At 69.6% G+C, this 16,559-nt stretch carries 14 protein-coding genes; 13 read left to right on the plus strand and 1 reads right to left on the minus strand.

Going from position 1 to position 16,559, the window contains the following annotated elements:
* The 5 genes from AB0E69_RS03955 to AB0E69_RS03975 are packed head-to-tail and all read left to right on the plus strand — an operon-like array spanning position 1 to position 5,665.
* Positions 1 to 1,200 (plus strand): cytochrome P450, encoded by a 1,200-nt coding sequence (locus AB0E69_RS03955; RefSeq protein WP_360139080.1) that lies wholly within the window; start codon positions 1 to 3, stop codon positions 1,198 to 1,200.
* 3 nt (positions 1,201 to 1,203) lie between these two features.
* Complete coding sequence (locus tag AB0E69_RS03960) at positions 1,204 to 2,130, plus strand: alpha/beta hydrolase (RefSeq protein ID WP_360139083.1); 927 nt, start codon at positions 1,204 to 1,206, stop codon at positions 2,128 to 2,130.
* A complete protein-coding gene (locus tag AB0E69_RS03965) occupies positions 2,123 to 3,187 on the plus strand; it encodes an alpha-hydroxy acid oxidase (protein ID WP_360139086.1) in 1,065 nt (354 codons plus the stop codon). The genes AB0E69_RS03960 and AB0E69_RS03965 overlap by 8 nt, the downstream gene beginning before the upstream one ends.
* Positions 3,169 to 4,437 (plus strand): PLP-dependent aminotransferase family protein, encoded by a 1,269-nt coding sequence (locus tag AB0E69_RS03970; RefSeq protein ID WP_360139089.1) that lies wholly within the window; start codon positions 3,169 to 3,171, stop codon positions 4,435 to 4,437. The genes AB0E69_RS03965 and AB0E69_RS03970 overlap by 19 nt, the downstream gene beginning before the upstream one ends.
* Positions 4,438 to 4,492: 55 nt before the next feature.
* A complete protein-coding gene (locus AB0E69_RS03975) occupies positions 4,493 to 5,665 on the plus strand; it encodes an MFS transporter (RefSeq protein ID WP_360139092.1) in 1,173 nt (390 codons plus the stop codon).
* On the opposite strand, the gene coaA is transcribed toward AB0E69_RS03975, so the two are convergent.
* Positions 5,646 to 6,599 (minus strand): type I pantothenate kinase, encoded by a 954-nt coding sequence (gene coaA, locus AB0E69_RS03980; protein ID WP_360139095.1) that lies wholly within the window; start codon positions 6,597 to 6,599, stop codon positions 5,646 to 5,648. The genes AB0E69_RS03975 and coaA overlap by 20 nt on opposite strands.
* Positions 6,600 to 6,730: 131 nt before the next feature.
* On the opposite strand from coaA, the gene AB0E69_RS03985 reads away from it, so the two are divergent.
* The 8 genes from AB0E69_RS03985 to AB0E69_RS04020 all read left to right on the plus strand — a co-directional run bounded on the left by AB0E69_RS03985 (position 6,731) and on the right by AB0E69_RS04020 (position 16,491).
* Entirely contained in the window at positions 6,731 to 8,539 is a 1,809-nt protein-coding gene (locus tag AB0E69_RS03985) for an alpha-glucuronidase (protein ID WP_360139098.1), read from the plus strand.
* A 43-nt stretch (positions 8,540 to 8,582) separates the two neighbouring features.
* Positions 8,583 to 9,575: a LacI family DNA-binding transcriptional regulator gene (locus AB0E69_RS03990; protein ID WP_360139101.1), complete on the plus strand. Its 993-nt coding sequence runs from the start codon at positions 8,583 to 8,585 to the stop codon at positions 9,573 to 9,575.
* 10 nt (positions 9,576 to 9,585) lie between these two features.
* Positions 9,586 to 9,936: a holo-ACP synthase gene (locus AB0E69_RS03995; RefSeq protein ID WP_360139104.1), complete on the plus strand. Its 351-nt coding sequence runs from the start codon at positions 9,586 to 9,588 to the stop codon at positions 9,934 to 9,936.
* Between the two features lie 2 nt (positions 9,937 to 9,938).
* A complete protein-coding gene (locus AB0E69_RS04000; RefSeq protein WP_360139107.1) occupies positions 9,939 to 11,330 on the plus strand; it encodes an NAD(P)H-hydrate dehydratase in 1,392 nt (463 codons plus the stop codon).
* A gap of 188 nt (positions 11,331 to 11,518) precedes the next feature.
* Positions 11,519 to 14,017: an RICIN domain-containing protein gene (locus tag AB0E69_RS04005; protein ID WP_360140387.1), complete on the plus strand. Its 2,499-nt coding sequence runs from the start codon at positions 11,519 to 11,521 to the stop codon at positions 14,015 to 14,017.
* Between the two features lie 76 nt (positions 14,018 to 14,093).
* Positions 14,094 to 15,131, plus strand: coding sequence for an expansin EXLX1 family cellulose-binding protein (locus AB0E69_RS04010; RefSeq protein WP_360139110.1), 1,038 nt, complete (start codon positions 14,094 to 14,096; stop codon positions 15,129 to 15,131).
* 59 nt (positions 15,132 to 15,190) lie between these two features.
* Complete coding sequence (locus tag AB0E69_RS04015; protein WP_360139113.1) at positions 15,191 to 15,721, plus strand: SigE family RNA polymerase sigma factor; 531 nt, start codon at positions 15,191 to 15,193, stop codon at positions 15,719 to 15,721.
* Positions 15,718 to 16,491 (plus strand): hypothetical protein, encoded by a 774-nt coding sequence (locus tag AB0E69_RS04020; RefSeq protein WP_360139116.1) that lies wholly within the window; start codon positions 15,718 to 15,720, stop codon positions 16,489 to 16,491. The genes AB0E69_RS04015 and AB0E69_RS04020 overlap by 4 nt, the downstream gene beginning before the upstream one ends.
* Positions 16,492 to 16,559: the final 68 nt, after the last annotated feature.

Below are 16,559 nucleotides of genomic sequence, written 5' to 3' on the forward strand. Positions count from 1 at the left end.
ATGGCTGCTCGGAGTGCGAACGAGATTCTCGCCGCCCTCGGCTCCGAGCAGGGCCGCCGCGATCCGATGCCGCTCTTCGCGGAGCTGCACCGGATCGGCCCGGTCTGCCGCCTCGAGCCCGGTACCTCGCCGTACGCCGTCGTCGTGAACGGGTACGACGCGGCGCAGGAGGCCTTGAAGGACCCGCGGTTCCACCGGCTGCTGACGGCGGACCCGAACCCGCAGGACGCCGTACTGCGGCGGCTCGGTGGGTCGATGATGTTCAAGAACGAGCCGGAGCACCTGCGGATGCGCAAGGTGTTCCAGGCCGTGCTGACGCCGCGCCGGCTGACCGGGTTCGAACCGGTCGTCGACGCGCTGGCCGCGGAGCTGCTCGACGACCTGGGGAAGTCCGGCGTGGACGGGCAGGTGATCGACTTCGTCGACTTCGCCTACCGGCTGCCGATCACGGTGATCGGGACATTCCTGGGCATCCCGCGGTCGGATCTCGGCTGGTTCCGGGACCGGACGCAGGCCATTGACGACTACCTCGACCTCGGCGGCAAGGCGCCCGAGAAACTCCTCGCCGCCAACCAGGCGGCCGACGAGCTGAACGACTACTACGCCCGGATGATCGCCGACCGCCGCGTGGACCCGCGCGACGACCTGGTCAGCTCCCTGGTCGGCTCCGAGCTCTCTGAGCAGGAGCTCATCGACAACCTGCTCGTGCTGGTGAACGCGAGCTTCGTGACCACGATGAACCTGCTCACCAACGGTCTCGAACAACTTGCTTCGCGTCCCGAGCTGGTCGACGTACTGCGTGCCGATCCGGGCCGCGCGTCCGACTACGTCGAGGAGATTCTGCGGCACCAGAGCTCGGTGCAGCTGGTCAGCCGGAAGGCGTCGGTCGATCTCGAGCTCGCGGGGGAGCCGATCGCCGCGGGCAGCCTGGTGCTGATCCTGCCGGGTGCGGCGAACCGCGATCCTGCGAAACACCCGGACGCGGACACCTTCGATCCGGATCGGGCGGACCTGCAGCATCTGTCCTTCGGGGCCGGTCCGTTCTTCTGCGTCGGCGCCGCGCTGGCCCGGATGGAAGGGCGGGCTGCGTTCGGTCAGCTCTTCCAGCGGTTCCCTCGGCTCGAGCTCGCGGGCGAGCCGGTGCGCAGTCCCAGCCTGCTGTTGCGTGGCCACAAATCGATGCCGATCCGATTGGGGTGAACCATGCCGCTGGACCCACAGGTCGAGGCGATGCGTGCGGCGCGCGAGGCGGACGGCGTACCGCAGCTGTACACCCAGACGCTGGCCGAGGCACGCGCCGCGGATCTCGCGTCGATCCAGGCCGCCGGTGGCGTGGTCGAGCCGGTTCATCACGTCGAGGACCTGACGACCGCTGCCGGGCTGCCGTTGCGCCTCTATCGCCCTGATCTCGCGGGTCCGCTGCCGACGCTGGTCTATTTCTTCGGCGGCGGCTGGACCCTCGGCAGCATCGACACCGCCGACGGCATCACCCGCAAACTCGCCAACGCCGTCCCCTGCCAGGTCATCACCGTCGGCTACCGCCTCGCCCCCGAACACCCCTTCCCCACCGCAGTCCACGATTGCCACCAAGCCACCCAATGGATCGCTGCGAACGCTTCCGGCCTCCAGGTCGACGCAGGCCGCCTGGCGGTCGGCGGCGACAGCGCGGGCGGCAACCTCGCGGCCGCCGTCACGCTCCTTGCTGTTGACAACGGTCCAGGGCTATCAGGACAGCTGCTCGTGTACCCAAATACGCTGTACGGCTCCACCACCCTCTCCATGCGCAACGGCACCGACCCGTACCTCTTCAACAGCACCTCCGTCGACTGGTACTGGAAGCACTACCTCCCGACCCCGGAGGACGGCCGCAACCCGCTCGCGTCACCGCTCCTCGCTGAGTCCCACGCAGGCCTCCCGCCGGCCTTGGTGATCACCGCCGAGTTCGACCCACTCCGCGACGAGGGCGAGTTCTACGCCGAGAAGTTGCACGCCGCCGGCGTCCCCACCACCCTCAGCCGGTACGACGGCATGGTCCACGGCTTCTTCGCGATGTCCGGCCTCCTCGACGGCGGCAGGAAGGCGCACGCCGAAGCCGCCGCCTGGCTCAGCGGAATCTTCGCCGATGCCTGACTACGAGTCCCGCGCTCGCGCCGCACTGCCTCAAAGCGTCTACGACTTCGTCGCCGGCGGCAGCGGCACCGAACAAACCCTCACCCACAACCGCGCAGCCTTCGACGCCATCACCCTCACCCCTAGAGTCCTCGCCGCCACCGCAGAACCGACGCTCTCCTCCACAGTCCTGGGCACCCACTGCGAGCTCCCGATCGCGGTGGCTCCGATGGCGTACCAACGCCTGCTTCACCCACAAGGCGAACTCCTCCTGGCTCAGGCGGCCGCAAAGGTTGGCATTCCCTACATCATCAGCACGCTCAGCAGTACACCGCTCGAGCAGATCGCCGAGACGACCCCGAGCTGGTTTCAGCTCTACTGGCTCCGCGACCGTGCCGTCGTCGAGAGCCTGGTGGAGCGAGCGGTCGAGGCCGGCTGCAGCGCCCTGGTGGTGACCGTCGACGTCCCGATCATGGGCCGCAGGCAACGCGACGTCCGGAACGGCTTCGCCCTCCCCGCCGACGTTCGTCCGGAGAACCTTGTCGACAAAGTGATAGAGGCACACGAGGTCGTCCCCGGCCTGTCCGCGGTCGCCGCGCACACCGCCTCCGTCTTCGACCCGGCCATCTCCTGGCGAGATGTGGTTTGGTTGCGGGAGCGCTGCCCGATTCCCCTGGTGGTGAAGGGGATTCTGGACCCGCGCGACGCCCGCCGAGCCGTCGAGGCCGGCGCGGACGGGGTGGTGGTGTCGAACCACGGCGGCCGGCAATTCGACGGAGCGGTTGCCTCGATCGATGCCCTCGGCCCGGTTGTCGATGCAGTGGGCAACGATTGCACGGTGCTGCTGGACAGCGGCGTACGCAGCGGTCTCGACGTACTAAAAGCGCTCGCTCTGGGTGCGTCCGGCGTACTACTCGGACGGCCGTTGCTCTGGGCGCTGGCTGTGGAGGCTGCGGACGAGGCGCTGGCGGAGCTGCGGCAAGAGCTGCGGGACGCGATGCTGCTCGCCGGGTGCGCCGACCTCGCGGCGGTGCGGGAGCTGACGGTGGGGAGGACGGCATGGCCGATCTCGAGCTGACCAGTCTGCACGCGTCGCTCACTGACCGCGCGCTCAACTCGATGAACTTCCTCAACGAGGTCTCGCACCACTACCCGGACGCGATCTCGCTCGCTGCCGGACGGCCGACCGAGGAGTTCTTCGCGCTCGAGGACCTGCACCGGTACCTCGACCTGTTCGCCGAGCACCTGCGGGCACAGGGGTACGACGAGGCCGCGGTCCGGCGGACGATCTTCCAGTACGGGCGGACGAAAGGCATCATCCACCACCTGGTCGCCCGCAACCTCGCCGCCGACGAGGACGTCCACGTCGACCCGGAAGCGATCGTCGTCACCGTCGGTTGCCAGGAAGCGATGGTCCTCACCCTGCGCGCGCTGCGCTCCGGCCCGGAGGACGTGCTGCTCGCGATCTCACCGACGTACGTCGGCATCACCGGCGCCGCCCGCCTGGTCGATCTCGCTGTCCGCCCGGTCCTCGGCGGCCCGGACGGGCTCGACCTCGACGAGCTGGTGGCAGCCGTGAAGCTGGCCCGCGCGGACGGTTTGCGTCCGCGCGCCTGCTACGTGATGCCAGACTTCGCCAACCCGTCCGGCCTCAGCCTCGACGTCGAGACCAGGCGCCAGTTGCTGCAGGTCGCCGCGGAGGAGGACCTGCTGCTGATCGAGGACAACCCGTACGGCTTGTTCCCAGCTCAGGGTCATCACCACCTGCCGACGCTGAAATCGCTCGACCGCTCCCGACGCGTCATCTACCTCGGATCGTTTGCCAAGACCGGGCTGCCCGGCGCGCGCGTCGGGTACGTCGTCGCCGATCAGACCGTGGCGGGCGCGGGTCTCCTCGCCGACGAGCTCTCCAAGCTGAAGAGCATGCTGACCGTCAACACGTCGCCCGTCGCCCAGGCCGTGATCGGAGGCAAGCTCCTGGCGAACGACTACAGCCTGGTCGCCGCGAACCGCCGCGAACGCGAGATCTACGCGACCAACCTGCGCGCGATCACCGACGGCCTCGCCGCCCGCTTCCCGAACGGCGAGATCACCTGGACGGTGCCGGCCGGCGGCTTCTTCGTGGTCGTCACCGTCCCCTTCCTCGTCGACGACGCACTGCTGGAGAAGTCGGCCCACGAGTACGGCGTCCTCTTCACGCCCATGAGCCACTTCTACGACCGCCCGGTCAACGCGCTGCGCCTGTCCTGCAGCTCCGTCACCGCCACCCAACTGGAAGCCGCCCTCAACCGCCTCGCCGCACTCATCACCGACCAACTGGTCCCCTAGACGCTCCTGGAACTGGACCTGTAGGGAAGACCGGTATCGGCCTAGCGTGAGTGTCATGACCACCGCGTGCGAGCTTCCTACAGTCCGGGTAGCACCTGCTGACAGCCTGCTGACCAGCCGGTTCGTGCGGTTGCTGATGATGGTGTTCGGGTCGGGACTGAGTATGTACCTGCTGACCTCGGTGGTCCCGCTCTACCTGGCCGCCAACGGGTCCGGCGGGATCGGCGCCGGTGCCTCCACCGCCGCGATGATGTTCTCCGCGGTGGGCGTTGAGCTGCTGGTTCCGCGGCTGCTGGCGCGCTGGGGGTACCAGGTGGTGCTCGGGCTGGGCCTGATCCTGCTGGGCGCGCCGTCGCTGGTCCTGCTGGCAACCGCGTCGCTCCCGGCGGTGCTGGCGGTCTGCATCGTGCGCGGCGCAGGGCTCGCGATCCTGGTCGTCGGCGCCGTCGCCCTGGTCGCGGACCTCACCCCGTCGAACCGCCGCGGCGAGGCGCTCGGTGTGTACGGCGTCGCAGTCGGCGTTCCCGCGGTGATCGGCCTCCCGCTCGGCGTCTACCTGACTCACGTGATCGGCTTCGGCGCGCTGTTCGTCCTCGCGGCCGTCACCTCACTGGCCGGATTGATCGCGCTGATCGGCCTGCCGGCGCACGCGGGCGGCGAAGAGCAGCACGTTCAGGTGCTGGGCGGAGTACGGCGAAGCGGTCTGCTGATGCCGACCCTGGTCTTCGCCGCGGTGACCGTCGCGGCCGGAATCAGCGTCACCTTCCTTCCGCTGGCCGTTGCCTCCGACAAGCAATCGGTGTTGGCGACAGCCCTGCTCCTGCAGGCGATCGCGGCACCCGCCGCCCGCTGGTTGGCCGGCCGCCACGCCGACCGTGTCGGCCCCGCGAAGCTGCTGGCTCCCGCGCTGATCGTCACCTCGCTGGGTGCCGCGTCCTTCGTCTTCTTCGCCAGCCCGGTGGTCGTGCTGGCCGGCTCGGTCCTGTTCGGAATCGGCTTCGGGGCCGCGCAGAACCTGACCCTGACAATGATGTACAACCGCGTCCCGAAGACCCGCTACGGCCAAGTCAGCGCCCTCTGGAATCTCGCCTACGACGGCGGCTGGGGCCTGGGTGCGATCGCCTTTGGCCTGATCGTCTCCGGCGTCGGCTTCGCTGCGGCCTTCGCGCTGACGGCGGGTGTGGTGGTGCTGGCGGTCGTGCCCGCCGTCAAAGCTTCCTTAGCCTGACCCAGCGGACGGTGTGGTCGGCGCCCTTGCGCAGGACCAGGGTGGCGCGGGGGCGGGTGGGGAGGATGTTCTCCCGGAGGTTCGGGCCGTTGATGCCGTCCCAGAGGGATTCCGCCTTCTTCACCGCCTCCTCGCGGCTCAGCTCGCCGTACCGGACGAAGTACGACTCTGGGTTGCGGAAGGCTGTCTCCCAGAGCTTGAGGAAGCGGGCAACGTACCAGGACCGGATGTCGTCGGCGGCCGCGTCGACGTACACCGAGAAGTCGAAGAAGTCGCTGACCGCGAGGCCGCTCTTGCCGTCCGCGTGCCGGGGCGCCGGCTGCAGCACGTTGAGGCCCTCGAGCAGCAAGATGTCCGGCTGCTCGACCGTGGTCCGGACGCCGGGCATCCGGTCGTAGTGCAGGTGCGAGTACACCGGCGCCTCGACCGCGTCCATGCCGGACTTCACCTCGACCACGAAGCGCAGCAGCGACTTCCGGTCGTACGACTCCGGGAAGCCCTTGCGCATCATCAGGTTGCGCCGCTCGAGCTCGGCGTTCGGCCAGAGGAACCCGTCGGTGGTGACGAGCGCGACCCGCGGGTGCTCGGGCCAGCGCGCCAGCAGCTCGCGCAGCAGGCGGGCGGTCGTGGACTTGCCGACGGCAACCGATCCGCCGATGCCGATCACGAACGGGGTCCGGGTCGCGACCGGTTTGCCGAGGAAGCTCTCGGTGTCCTCGTGCAGGGCGCGGGCGTGCCGCACGTAGAGCGACAGGATCCGGGACAGCGGCAGGTAGACCTCGCGCACCTCGTCCATGTCGATCTCGTCGCCGAGGCCGCGGAGCCTTTCCACCTCTCTCGCCGTCAGCGGGGACACGGTGGTCTCGGCCAGTTGCGCCCAGGTGGCCCGGTCGAGCTCGGTGTAGGGAGTCACCTCCCGCGACGGCCGCAGCATGAGCCCCATTCTTCCCACCGGCGCACGATGCACCCACATCGGGCAAACGTGGGCTTTGTCTCAACCTGTGCACGATCCCGAAACTTTCGGTCACCGCTCGGTGACCGGCTGCTGTGGGAGGATCACGCACGATGAGTGTCGACCCCGCCTGGCTCGGTACCCAACGGCTCCCCGAGGTCACCGTGCACGCCTCTGGCGTGCTGGCCCAGACCGTCCGTGCCGAGCTCCGCCAGATCCGCCGGTCCCGGACCGATACCGAGGTGGCCCTGTGCCTGCTGAACCGGGTGCACGAAACGCCTTTGCCGGCTGAGGTTCAGGCGGCGGTGCCGAGTGATGTTCTCGGTGCTGAGGGTTTCGTCGTGGTGCGACGCGGCGACCAAGTCGTGGTTGCGGCCGAGGCCGGCCACGGCCTGCTGTACGGATTCTTCTATCTGCTGCGGTACTTCGAGTGGATGGCCGGGGACTTCACCGTCGTCGAACGGCCGGCGACCGCGGTCCGGATGCTCGATCACTGGGACGAGCTGTCCGGTTCGGTCACCCGCGGGTACTCCGGTGGATCGATCTTCTTCCGCGCCGGCCGGGTGGTCGAGGATCTGACCCGGGTGCGTTCGTACGCGCGGTTGCTGGCCTCGGTCGGGATCAACGCGGTCGCGCTGACGAGTGGGCCGTTGCCGGACATGGCCCGGCTGGCGGCGGTGTTCCGCGAGTACGGGATCGCGGTGAGTCTGGCGGTGGAAGCGGATGATCAGGCTGCCGAGTGGTGGTCGGCGGCGATCGCGCGGATGTACGACGCGATTCCGGATCTCGGTGGGCTGGTCGTCGACGGCGTGTCGTTCGAGGTGGCGAACCTGGTCGCGCGGCTGCTGGCGGCGTACGGCGGGACGCTGTTCTACCGGTGCTCCGGCGTCTCCGGGTTGGACTGGCGGGATCGGCGGGCGGATCGGGCGCGGGCGGCGTACGACCGGTTCGTGCCGCTGGACGGGCGGTTCGAGAAGAACGTCGTACTGCAGGTGAAGCACGGGCCGACGGACTTCCAGGTACGGGAGCCGGTGTCGCCGTTGCTGGGGGAGTTGCAGGAGACGCGGGCCGGGCTCGAGCTGCAGGTGACGCAGGAGTACTCCGGGCAGCAGCGGGACCTGTGCTACCTGGCGCCGTGGTGGCGGGAGGTGCTGCAGACCGAGCTCGCCGGGCAGACTGTTGCTCAGCGCATCGATGTGGTGGTTGGCGTGTCCAACGTTGGCGATGACGGCAATTGGACCGGACACAAGCTTGCGCAGAGCAACCTCTATGCATTCGGCCGGCTGGCGTGGGATCCGGCCGCCGACGCGGTGAGTTTGTTGCACGAGTGGGCGGCGGCGACCTTTGGGATGGACGAGCGGACGCGGGCTGAGCTGGTCGGGATCATGGCGGGGTCGTGGCGGACGTACGAGCGGTACACCGCGCCGCTCGGGGTCGGGTTCATGGTGGCGCCGGGGACGCATTACGGGCCGAACGTGAACGGGTACGAGTACTCCGGGTTGGGGGTGCAGCACTTCGCGGACCGGCACGGGGTCGGGGTGGACCGGACGGTCGCGAGTGGGTCGGGATTCACAGCGCAGTACCCGGAGCCGTTGGCAAGCATCTATGAGGACGTGCGGACGTGTCCGGACGAGCTGCTCTTGTTCTTCCATCATGTTGCCTACGACCACGTTCTGCAGAGCGGGGTGTCGGTGGTGCAGCACATCTACGACAGCCGGTTCCAGGGGTACGCCGAGGTCGAGGCGATGGTCGCCGGGTGGAACACGATCGCCGACCGGTTCGAACCGGCGGTCCGGGAGAACGTCACCACCCGCTTCGAGGCGCAGCTGGCGAACGCGCGGGAGTGGCGGGATCAGGTCAACACGTTCTTCTACCGCCTCAGCGGCGTCGCGGACACCCACGGACGGCGAGTTCATCGTTGAGTGTCCCGTAGGCTGGCCGAAAGTTTCGAGCCGTGGAGGCGACGTGACCGAGCGGACCACCATCGCGAAGATCGCGGAACAGGCCGGTGTGTCGGTGCCGACCGTCTCCAAGGTGCTGAACGGGCGTGCCGACGTGGCCGAGTCGACCCGGGCCCGGATCGAGGAGCTGATCCAGGAGCACGGGTACCGGCGGCGCGGCTCGGGGACGCCGGCGAGCCCGATGATCGACCTGGTGTTCAACGAGCTCGCGGGCGAGTGGGCGATGGAGCTGATCCGCGGCGCCGAGGAGGTCGTCCGGGCCTCGGGCGTCGAGCTGGTGCTGTCCGAGTGCGGGGGTGCGCGGCGGCCGCGGCAGGAATGGATCGAGTCCGTGCTGAACCGGCGGCCGCTGGGCGTGATCATGGTGTTCTCGGATCTCGATCCGGATCAGCGGGCGCAGCTGGAGGCGCGGCGGATCCCGTTCGTGGTGGTGGATCCGGTGGGGGACGTGGGCGACGACGTACCGTCGATCGGCTCGGCGAACTGGGACGGCGGGCGGCTCGCGACGATGCATCTGCGGTCGCTCGGGCACACGCGGATCGGGATGATCGGCGGGCCGGTCGAGACGTTGTGCTCCCGGCAGCGGGTGGACGGCTATACGGATGCCCTGCGGTCGACCGGGGTGGCGGTTGATCCGGCGCTGATCTCGTACGGGGACTTCTGTGTGGAGGGCGGCTACCGCGAGGCGCTCAAGCTGTTGCGGTTGAGCGACCGGCCGACCGCGATCTTTGCCGGCAGTGACATGCAGGCGCTCGGCGTCTATCAGGCCGCCCGCGAGCTTGGTCTGGACATCCCTGGTGACCTGTCGGTCGTCGGGTACGACGATCTTCCGTTGGCGCAGTGGGTGACGCCGGCGCTGACCACGATCCGCCAGCCGCTGCAGCAGATGGCCGCGCTGGCCGCCCGTCTCCTGCTGGACCTGTCGGAGCGCAAGACTCCTTCTGCCCTCCGCCTGTCGCTGGCTGTCGACCTCAGCGTGCGGCAGTCCACGAGCTAGGGTGATGGGCATGATCGTCGGCGTGGGTATTGATGTGGTCGACGTGGATCGGTTCATGAAGACGCTCGAGCGGACGCCGGGGTTGCGGGACCGGGTGTTTACCGCGGTGGAGGCGGTGAAGCCGCCCGCTTCGCTGGCGGCGCGGTTTGCGGCGAAGGAAGCGCTGGCGAAGGCGCTCGGTGCGCCGGCGGGGATGCACTGGCACGACGCCGAGGTGCAGACCGACGAGACCGGGCGGCCGTGGCTGGAGATCAGCGGCACGGTCGCGGCCCAGGCGGCGAAGCTCGGCGTACAGAGTCTGCACTTGTCGTTGAGTCACGATGCCGGCATCGCGTCCGCTGTCGTGGTCCTGGAGGGCTGAGGATGCGTCGCGCGCACACCGTCGAACAGGTCCGGGCCGCCGAGGCCGCACTGATGGCCAAACTCCCCGAGGGCACGCTGATGCAACGCGCGGCCACCGGCCTGGCCGTTGCCATCAGCAACTTCCTGGGCGGCACCTACGGCAACCGGATCGTCCTCCTGATCGGCTCCGGCGACAACGGCGGCGACGCCCTGTACGCCGGCGCCCGCCTCGCCCGTCGCGGCGCCCAGGTCACCGCCGTCCTGCTCTCCCCGAAGGCCCACCCCGCAGGCCTGGAAGCGTTGAAGCTGGCCGGCGGTCGCGTCGGTACGTCGGAAGCCATCGCGAAGGCAGATGTGGTGATCGACGGGATCGTCGGTATCGGCGGTCGTCCCGGTCTCCGCCCGGACGCGCTCGCCGCTGTGCAGGTCGCCGCGGACCACGACGTACCCATCATCGCCGTCGACACCCCGTCCGGCGTCGACGTCGACACCGGCGAAACCCCCGAGCCACACGTCAAAGCCACCCTGACCGTCACCTTCGGCACCCACAAGCCCTGCCACCTCATCGACCCCGCCGCCACCGCCTGCGGACCGGTCCACCTGATCGACATCGGCCTGGACCTCCCACCGGCGCCCATCGAGTCGCTCCAAGCCGGCGACGTCCGAGACCTCTATCCCGTCCCGCACGGCGAGTCCGACAAGTACTCCCGCGGCGTCCTGGGCCTGATGGTCGGCTCCCCGCAATACCCCGGCGCCGCCGTCATCGCCACCGCCGGCGCCCTGGCCGGGCCCGTAGGCATGGTCCGCTACATCGGCCCGGACCCCGTCGCGCAAGCGGTTCGCGAGGCGCACCCGGAGGTCGTCGGCGCCGGCCGAGTCCAGGCGTGGACGATCGGTTCCGGCCTTGGTGACGAGCTCGACGTACCGCGCATCCGCGAACTGCTCGAGGCCGACGAGCCGGTCCTCCTCGACGCCGACGGACTGAAGGCTCTCGACGACTCCGGCGACCACACCGACATCCTGGCCACCCCGCACGCCGGCGAACTCGCCCGCCTGCTCGGCGTGGAGCGCGCAACCGTCGAAGCCGAACGCCTCAAGCACGCCCGCCAAGCAGCCGAGCGCTTCGACGCCACCATCCTCCTCAAAGGCGCAACGACAGTCATCGCCGCCCCCGATGGTCGTGTGCAGGTGAGCGGAAACGCCACGCCGTGGTTGGCGACCGCCGGAGCCGGAGATGTGCTGGCAGGCCTCTGCGGAGCTCTCCTGGCCTCCGGACTGCGTCCGTTCGAAGCTGCAGGCGTTGGCGCGTACCTGCATTCTGCTGCCGCCGTCTTGGCCTCCGACGGCGCACCGATCACCTCTGGAGCTGTCGCGCAGGCCCTCCGAGAGGCGACACGCAGAACCCTTGCCTGAGTAGCGCGGCAACCTTTTGCGGCGCAGCGGCAACTGACGGGCGATCCAGCAAGCGATCACACGCCCGACGCAAGGAGCAGGCCATTAACGAGACGGATCCCACCGCGAACGACCGCGGCCGGCGCTGGCGGCGGCGGTCGCTGATCGGCCTGGCGCTGGCTCTGCCCGCCATCCTCGGTACCTACCTGCTGTTCGGACCGGCCGATTCGGACGCCGCGACGGTCGAATCCGGCGCCTACTACACGCTGGTGTCCGTCCGCAGCGACAAGGTGCTGGACGTGATCGGGGCGGACACGGCCGATGGCGTCTGGGTCCGGCAGGCGGCCCGCGTGGCCGGTGCCCCGAGCCAGCAGTGGCGGCTGACGCCGGCCGGCGACGGGTACTGGGAGCTGACGAACCGCAACAGCGGCAAGGTCCTCGGCGTACGGGGTGCTTCGCAACAGCCGGTCGCCGCCGTCGAGCAGCAGCCCGACCGGAACTCCACCGCGCAGCAGTGGAAGCTCGAAGACGTCGGCGGCTCGGCGGTGAAGGTCGTCTCCCGTAACAGCGGCCTGGTGCTGGACGTGTGGGGTGGCTCCAGTGGCGAGGGCGTGCCGCTCATCCAGTTCGCCGACAGGGGCAGTACCAACCAGCAGTGGCGGCTGGAGAAGGCGTCCGGCTCGGGTGGATACGCCTGGAACAACGCACAGATCGTCGGTGGCGGCTTCGTCACGGGGCTGGTCTTCAACCCCGCCCGCAAGGACCTGCTGTACGCGCGCACCGACGTCGGCGGCGCGTACCGCTGGGACGCCCCCTCCGCCCGGTGGATGCCGCTGACCGACTGGATCGGTGGCGGCGACTGGAACCTGCTGGGCATTGAGAGCCTCGCGACCGACCCGGTCGACCCGAACCGCCTGTACCTCGCGAGCGGCAGCTACACCAACGGCTGGGCCGGCAACGGTGCGATCCTGCGCTCCAGCGACCAGGGCCGAACGTTCCAGCGGACCGACCTGCCGTTCAAGTTGGGCGGCAACGAGGACGGCCGATCCATGGGCGAGCGGATGGCCGTGGACCCTGCCAACCATGGCACGCTCTACCTCGGCACCCGCAAGAACGGGCTGTGGCGCAGCACCGACTTCGGCGTGACGTGGAGTCAGGTCGGGAGCTTTCCGGTCAAGGACGGCGCGAGCAGTGGCGTCGGCCTGTCCTTCGTGACCTTCGGGCCGACCGGCAGCCGGACGATCTATGTCGGGGTGGCCGACAATGCCACCTCGCTGTACCGCTCCACTGACGGTGGCAGCAGCTGGCAGGCCGTACACGGCCAGCCCAGCGGGCAGCTGCCGCAGCACGGTGTGCTGTCCGGCGACGGGTCGCTGTACCTGACGTACACCAACACCCCGGGCCCGAACGGCGTGACGGCCGGTTCGGTGTGGAAATACACGCCGTCCACCGGCGTCTGGAAGAACGTCTCGCCGTCCAGCGGGAGCTATGGCTTCGGTGGGCTGGCCGTCGATCCGCAGCATCCCTCCACGGTGATGGTCACCACCCTGGACCGCTGGTGGCCCTCGGACGAGGTGTACCGGTCGACCGACGGCGGCGGATCCTGGACGGCACTCGGTGCGACCTCGGTGCGGGACAGCTCCGCAGCGCCGTACGTCGGTAACGGCATCGGGCACTGGATGGGCTCGCTGGCGATCGACCCCTTCGACTCCGGCCACGTGCTGTACGTGACCGGATCGGGGATGTGGGGCAGCCGCGACGTCACGGCTGCGGACCACGGAGGCTCCACGCACTGGACGATCCCGGCCAAGGGCATCGAGGAGACCGCGGTGCTCGGGCTGGCCAAGCCGCCCGGCCTGCCCCTGATAAGCGCACTCGGCGACGTCAGCGGGTTCCGGCACGACGACCTGACCAAGGTGCCCTCCGAAGCGCTCAGCGGACCCAAGTTCACGAACACCACCGGTATCGACTTCGCCCAGGCCAAGCCCGGGTTCGTGGTGCGGGTCGGTCTCGGCGGTGCACAGCATGGCGCCTACTCGACCGACGGCGGCGCCAGCTGGACGCCCTTCACCGGAGTTCCGGTGGCTGACGCGGGCGGCGGGACGACGGCGGTCTCGGCGGACGGCGGCACCGTGGTTTGGACGCCTTCGGGCCAGCGGCCGTACTGGTCGACCGACCGCGGGTCGACCTGGTCAGCGGTCTCCGGCCTGCCCGTGGACGCCACCGTGGTGGCCGACCGTTCGGCGGTGAACACCTTCTACGCCCTGAGCGGCGGCACCCTGTACGCCGGCACCGGCGGCCGGGGCTTCACCGCCCGCGCCACCGGCCTCGCCGAAGGAAGCCTCAAAGCGACCCCGGGCGTCGCGGGCGACCTGTGGATCACGAGCGGAGGCAACGGGCTCCTGCACTCCACCGACGGCGGGGCGAGCTTCATCAAGCTCGGCAGCGTGCAACAGGCCTACGGCATCGGGTTCGGAAAGCCGGCTCCTGGCGCCCGCTACCAGGCCCTCTACCTCAGCGGGACGGTGAAGGGCATCACCGGGGTGTTCCGTTCCATCGATGGCGGTGAGACCTGGGTCCGGATCAACGACGACCAGCACCAGTTCGGCGGCAGCGCCATCTCCGTCATCATCGGCGACCCCGATGTGTACGGCCGCGTCTACCTGGGCGGCTACGGCCGCGGTGTGGTGTACGGCGACCTGTTCTGACCGCCCTCGGCAACCTTTTCGCCTCCGGCGGCAACTGGGAGGTGGAACGTCGACTCGATCTACCGAACGGATGGACATGAGGACAACGAAGCACAGCGGAGTGCAGCCGCCGCGCAAGCATCGGCAGGTCATCGGCATCCCGCTGGCGCTGCTCGCCGTCGCCGTTGTGGTCTGCCTGGCCGCCGCGCTCCTCACCTGGGGCAACGCCGAGGTCAGGCAGACCGCCGACGTCTCTGACACGGCTGCCCCGGCGGGCGTCCCGCCCGATTCCGGCTCTGCGACCGCGGCGGCCGACGCCACGACCGCACCGACGCGGTCACTGGTCAAGAGCCCACGGCACTCGGCCCGCCGTACCCCGACCCCCACCCCTGCCAGCACCCGGCGCCCGACCGCAAGCACCCAGCCCACGACCGTCAACCCCCGGCCCTCGACCGCAAGCACCCGGCCGGCGGCGCCAAGGACAGCGAGCACGGCGTCCACGGCGTCCGCAGGGTCCTTGGCGGGACGGATCAAGCCCGCCGTTCGCTACAAAGGCGTCGCGACTGCGTACGCCGCGGGTGACGGGAACGGCGCTTGCCTCTTCGGGCCGTCCGACGACCTGATGATCGCGGCGATGAACGAGACCGACTACGAGTCGGCCAAGGCCTGTGGGGCGTACGTGCTGGTCCGTGCCGCCAACGGGGCCTCCATCACGGTGCGGATCGTCAACGAGTGCCCGTTGCCCTGCGCACCCGGGCAACTCGACCTCAGCCAACAGGCCTTCGCCAAGCTCGCCAACCTCTCCGTCGGCCGGCTCCCGATCACCTGGACGCTGCTGAGCCCCGCCGCGTCCGGCACTCTCTCGATCCGGTACAAGGGCGGGTCCAGTCAGTGGTGGTGCGGCATCCAGGTGATCGGCCACCGCAACCCGGTGGCCGTGCTCGAGGTCCGGACCGCCAACGGCTGGCGAAAGCTGCACCGCACCGACTACAACTACTTCCTCTCCCCCGACGGCAGCGGATGCGGCAAAGCGATCAGGGTCACGGACATCTACGGCGAGCGGCTGACCATCAGCGGGATCGCCGTCAAACCGGACGTCGCACAGCCGACCCGGGTCCAGTTCGCCCGGCATTGACCGTTACGCTCGCGCCGAATGTTAACGCGCACATCGCAAGGAGAGGGCAACCGCGGGAGATGCTCCTCGACGACGCGTCCGCGGAGTTCCACGACTTCTTCGAACGCCACTACGCCGAACTGGCCCGCCTCGCCCACCTCCTGACCGGTGAGAAGGACGCGGCCGACGACCTCGCCGCCGATGCGCTGGTCGCCCTGTGGCAGCGCTGGGACCGGTTGCGGACGGCGCAACACCCGGTCGCGTACGCCCGCGGCGTAGTGGCCAACCTGGCGCGGGAGTGGATCCGGAGCGCGGTCCGCGAGCGACGACGAGTGGCGCTGTTCTGGTCCCGCAGCCCGGAACAGCTGGACGGGCCGGACGTTGCGGGTGTGCTGGACGTCCGGGCCGCGCTCACCCGCCTGCCGTTCCGCAAGCGGGCGTGCGTGGTCCTGCGCCACGCGCTCGACCTGTCGGAGAAAGAGACCGCCGCTGCGCTGGGCATCTCGGTCGGTACGGTGAAGAGCCAGACCTCGAAGGGGATGGCCGAGCTGGAGCGGATCCTCGGCGCAGCAGCGGTCGGCGAACTGGCGGCAGGAAGGAGGAACCGGTGAACGAGGAGATCAGCCGACGGCTGCGGGAGGCCGCCGAGGCCCACGAACCCGACCGCGCAAGGATCCTGGCGCGCGTCGAACGCGGCGCCGCCGATCCCACCGTCCGGTACCGCACACGGTCGATCGCGAGGTCCTGGCCCCGGGCGGCGATCGTCGCTCTCGCCGTTGCCGGCACCCTGGCGACTGGCGGTCTCGCCGTCGCCGCCATGGGCGGAGCTCCTGCGCCACGGGCGAAGCACCACACCCCCGCCGTCACTTCTCCAACCGTCACGTCCACTCCGACGCCCTCGGCCCGCAGGACCACTACCACCACCGCCCCGACCTCGCCCACCACCCCGAGCAGGCCGCGCCCGACTCCGTCGGCCGACAGCCGCATCCAGGACGGGCCGCTGCGGTCGGAAGGCTCGATAGACGCGCACAGCACGATCTACTGGGCTCAGAGCAACCTGATTCTCCACACCAGCCAGCCGCTCACCTCGCTCACTGTGGAACTGCGCATTGCACAGACCGGCGACGTGCGAGACACCGGCAACTGGCGAACACTGCCGAGCGACGACTTCACCGTCACCGTTCAGGAGTCCGGCGGCGCATTGCGCTACCGCTGGGTCCTGAAGCCGGGCCGCACCGTGCCGGCCGGGCAGCACGAGTTCGCCGCCCAGTACAACCACGCCGTCGGCATCCGCAAGGGCACGCGGGACAGCTACCACGTCCACGCACAGAGCGCGGGCGGGTCCAGCGCAGTCTGGGGAGGGTTCACCCCGACCCGGTGAGGACGGTGCCGCGCAATTGCTGTTGCGGGACTGGGCCGTTCGGACGTAGGACTAGGTCGTGTCTGGCA

This window comes from Kribbella sp. NPDC026611 (assembly GCF_040638345.1).
GTDB lineage: Bacteria > Actinomycetota > Actinomycetes > Propionibacteriales > Kribbellaceae > Kribbella.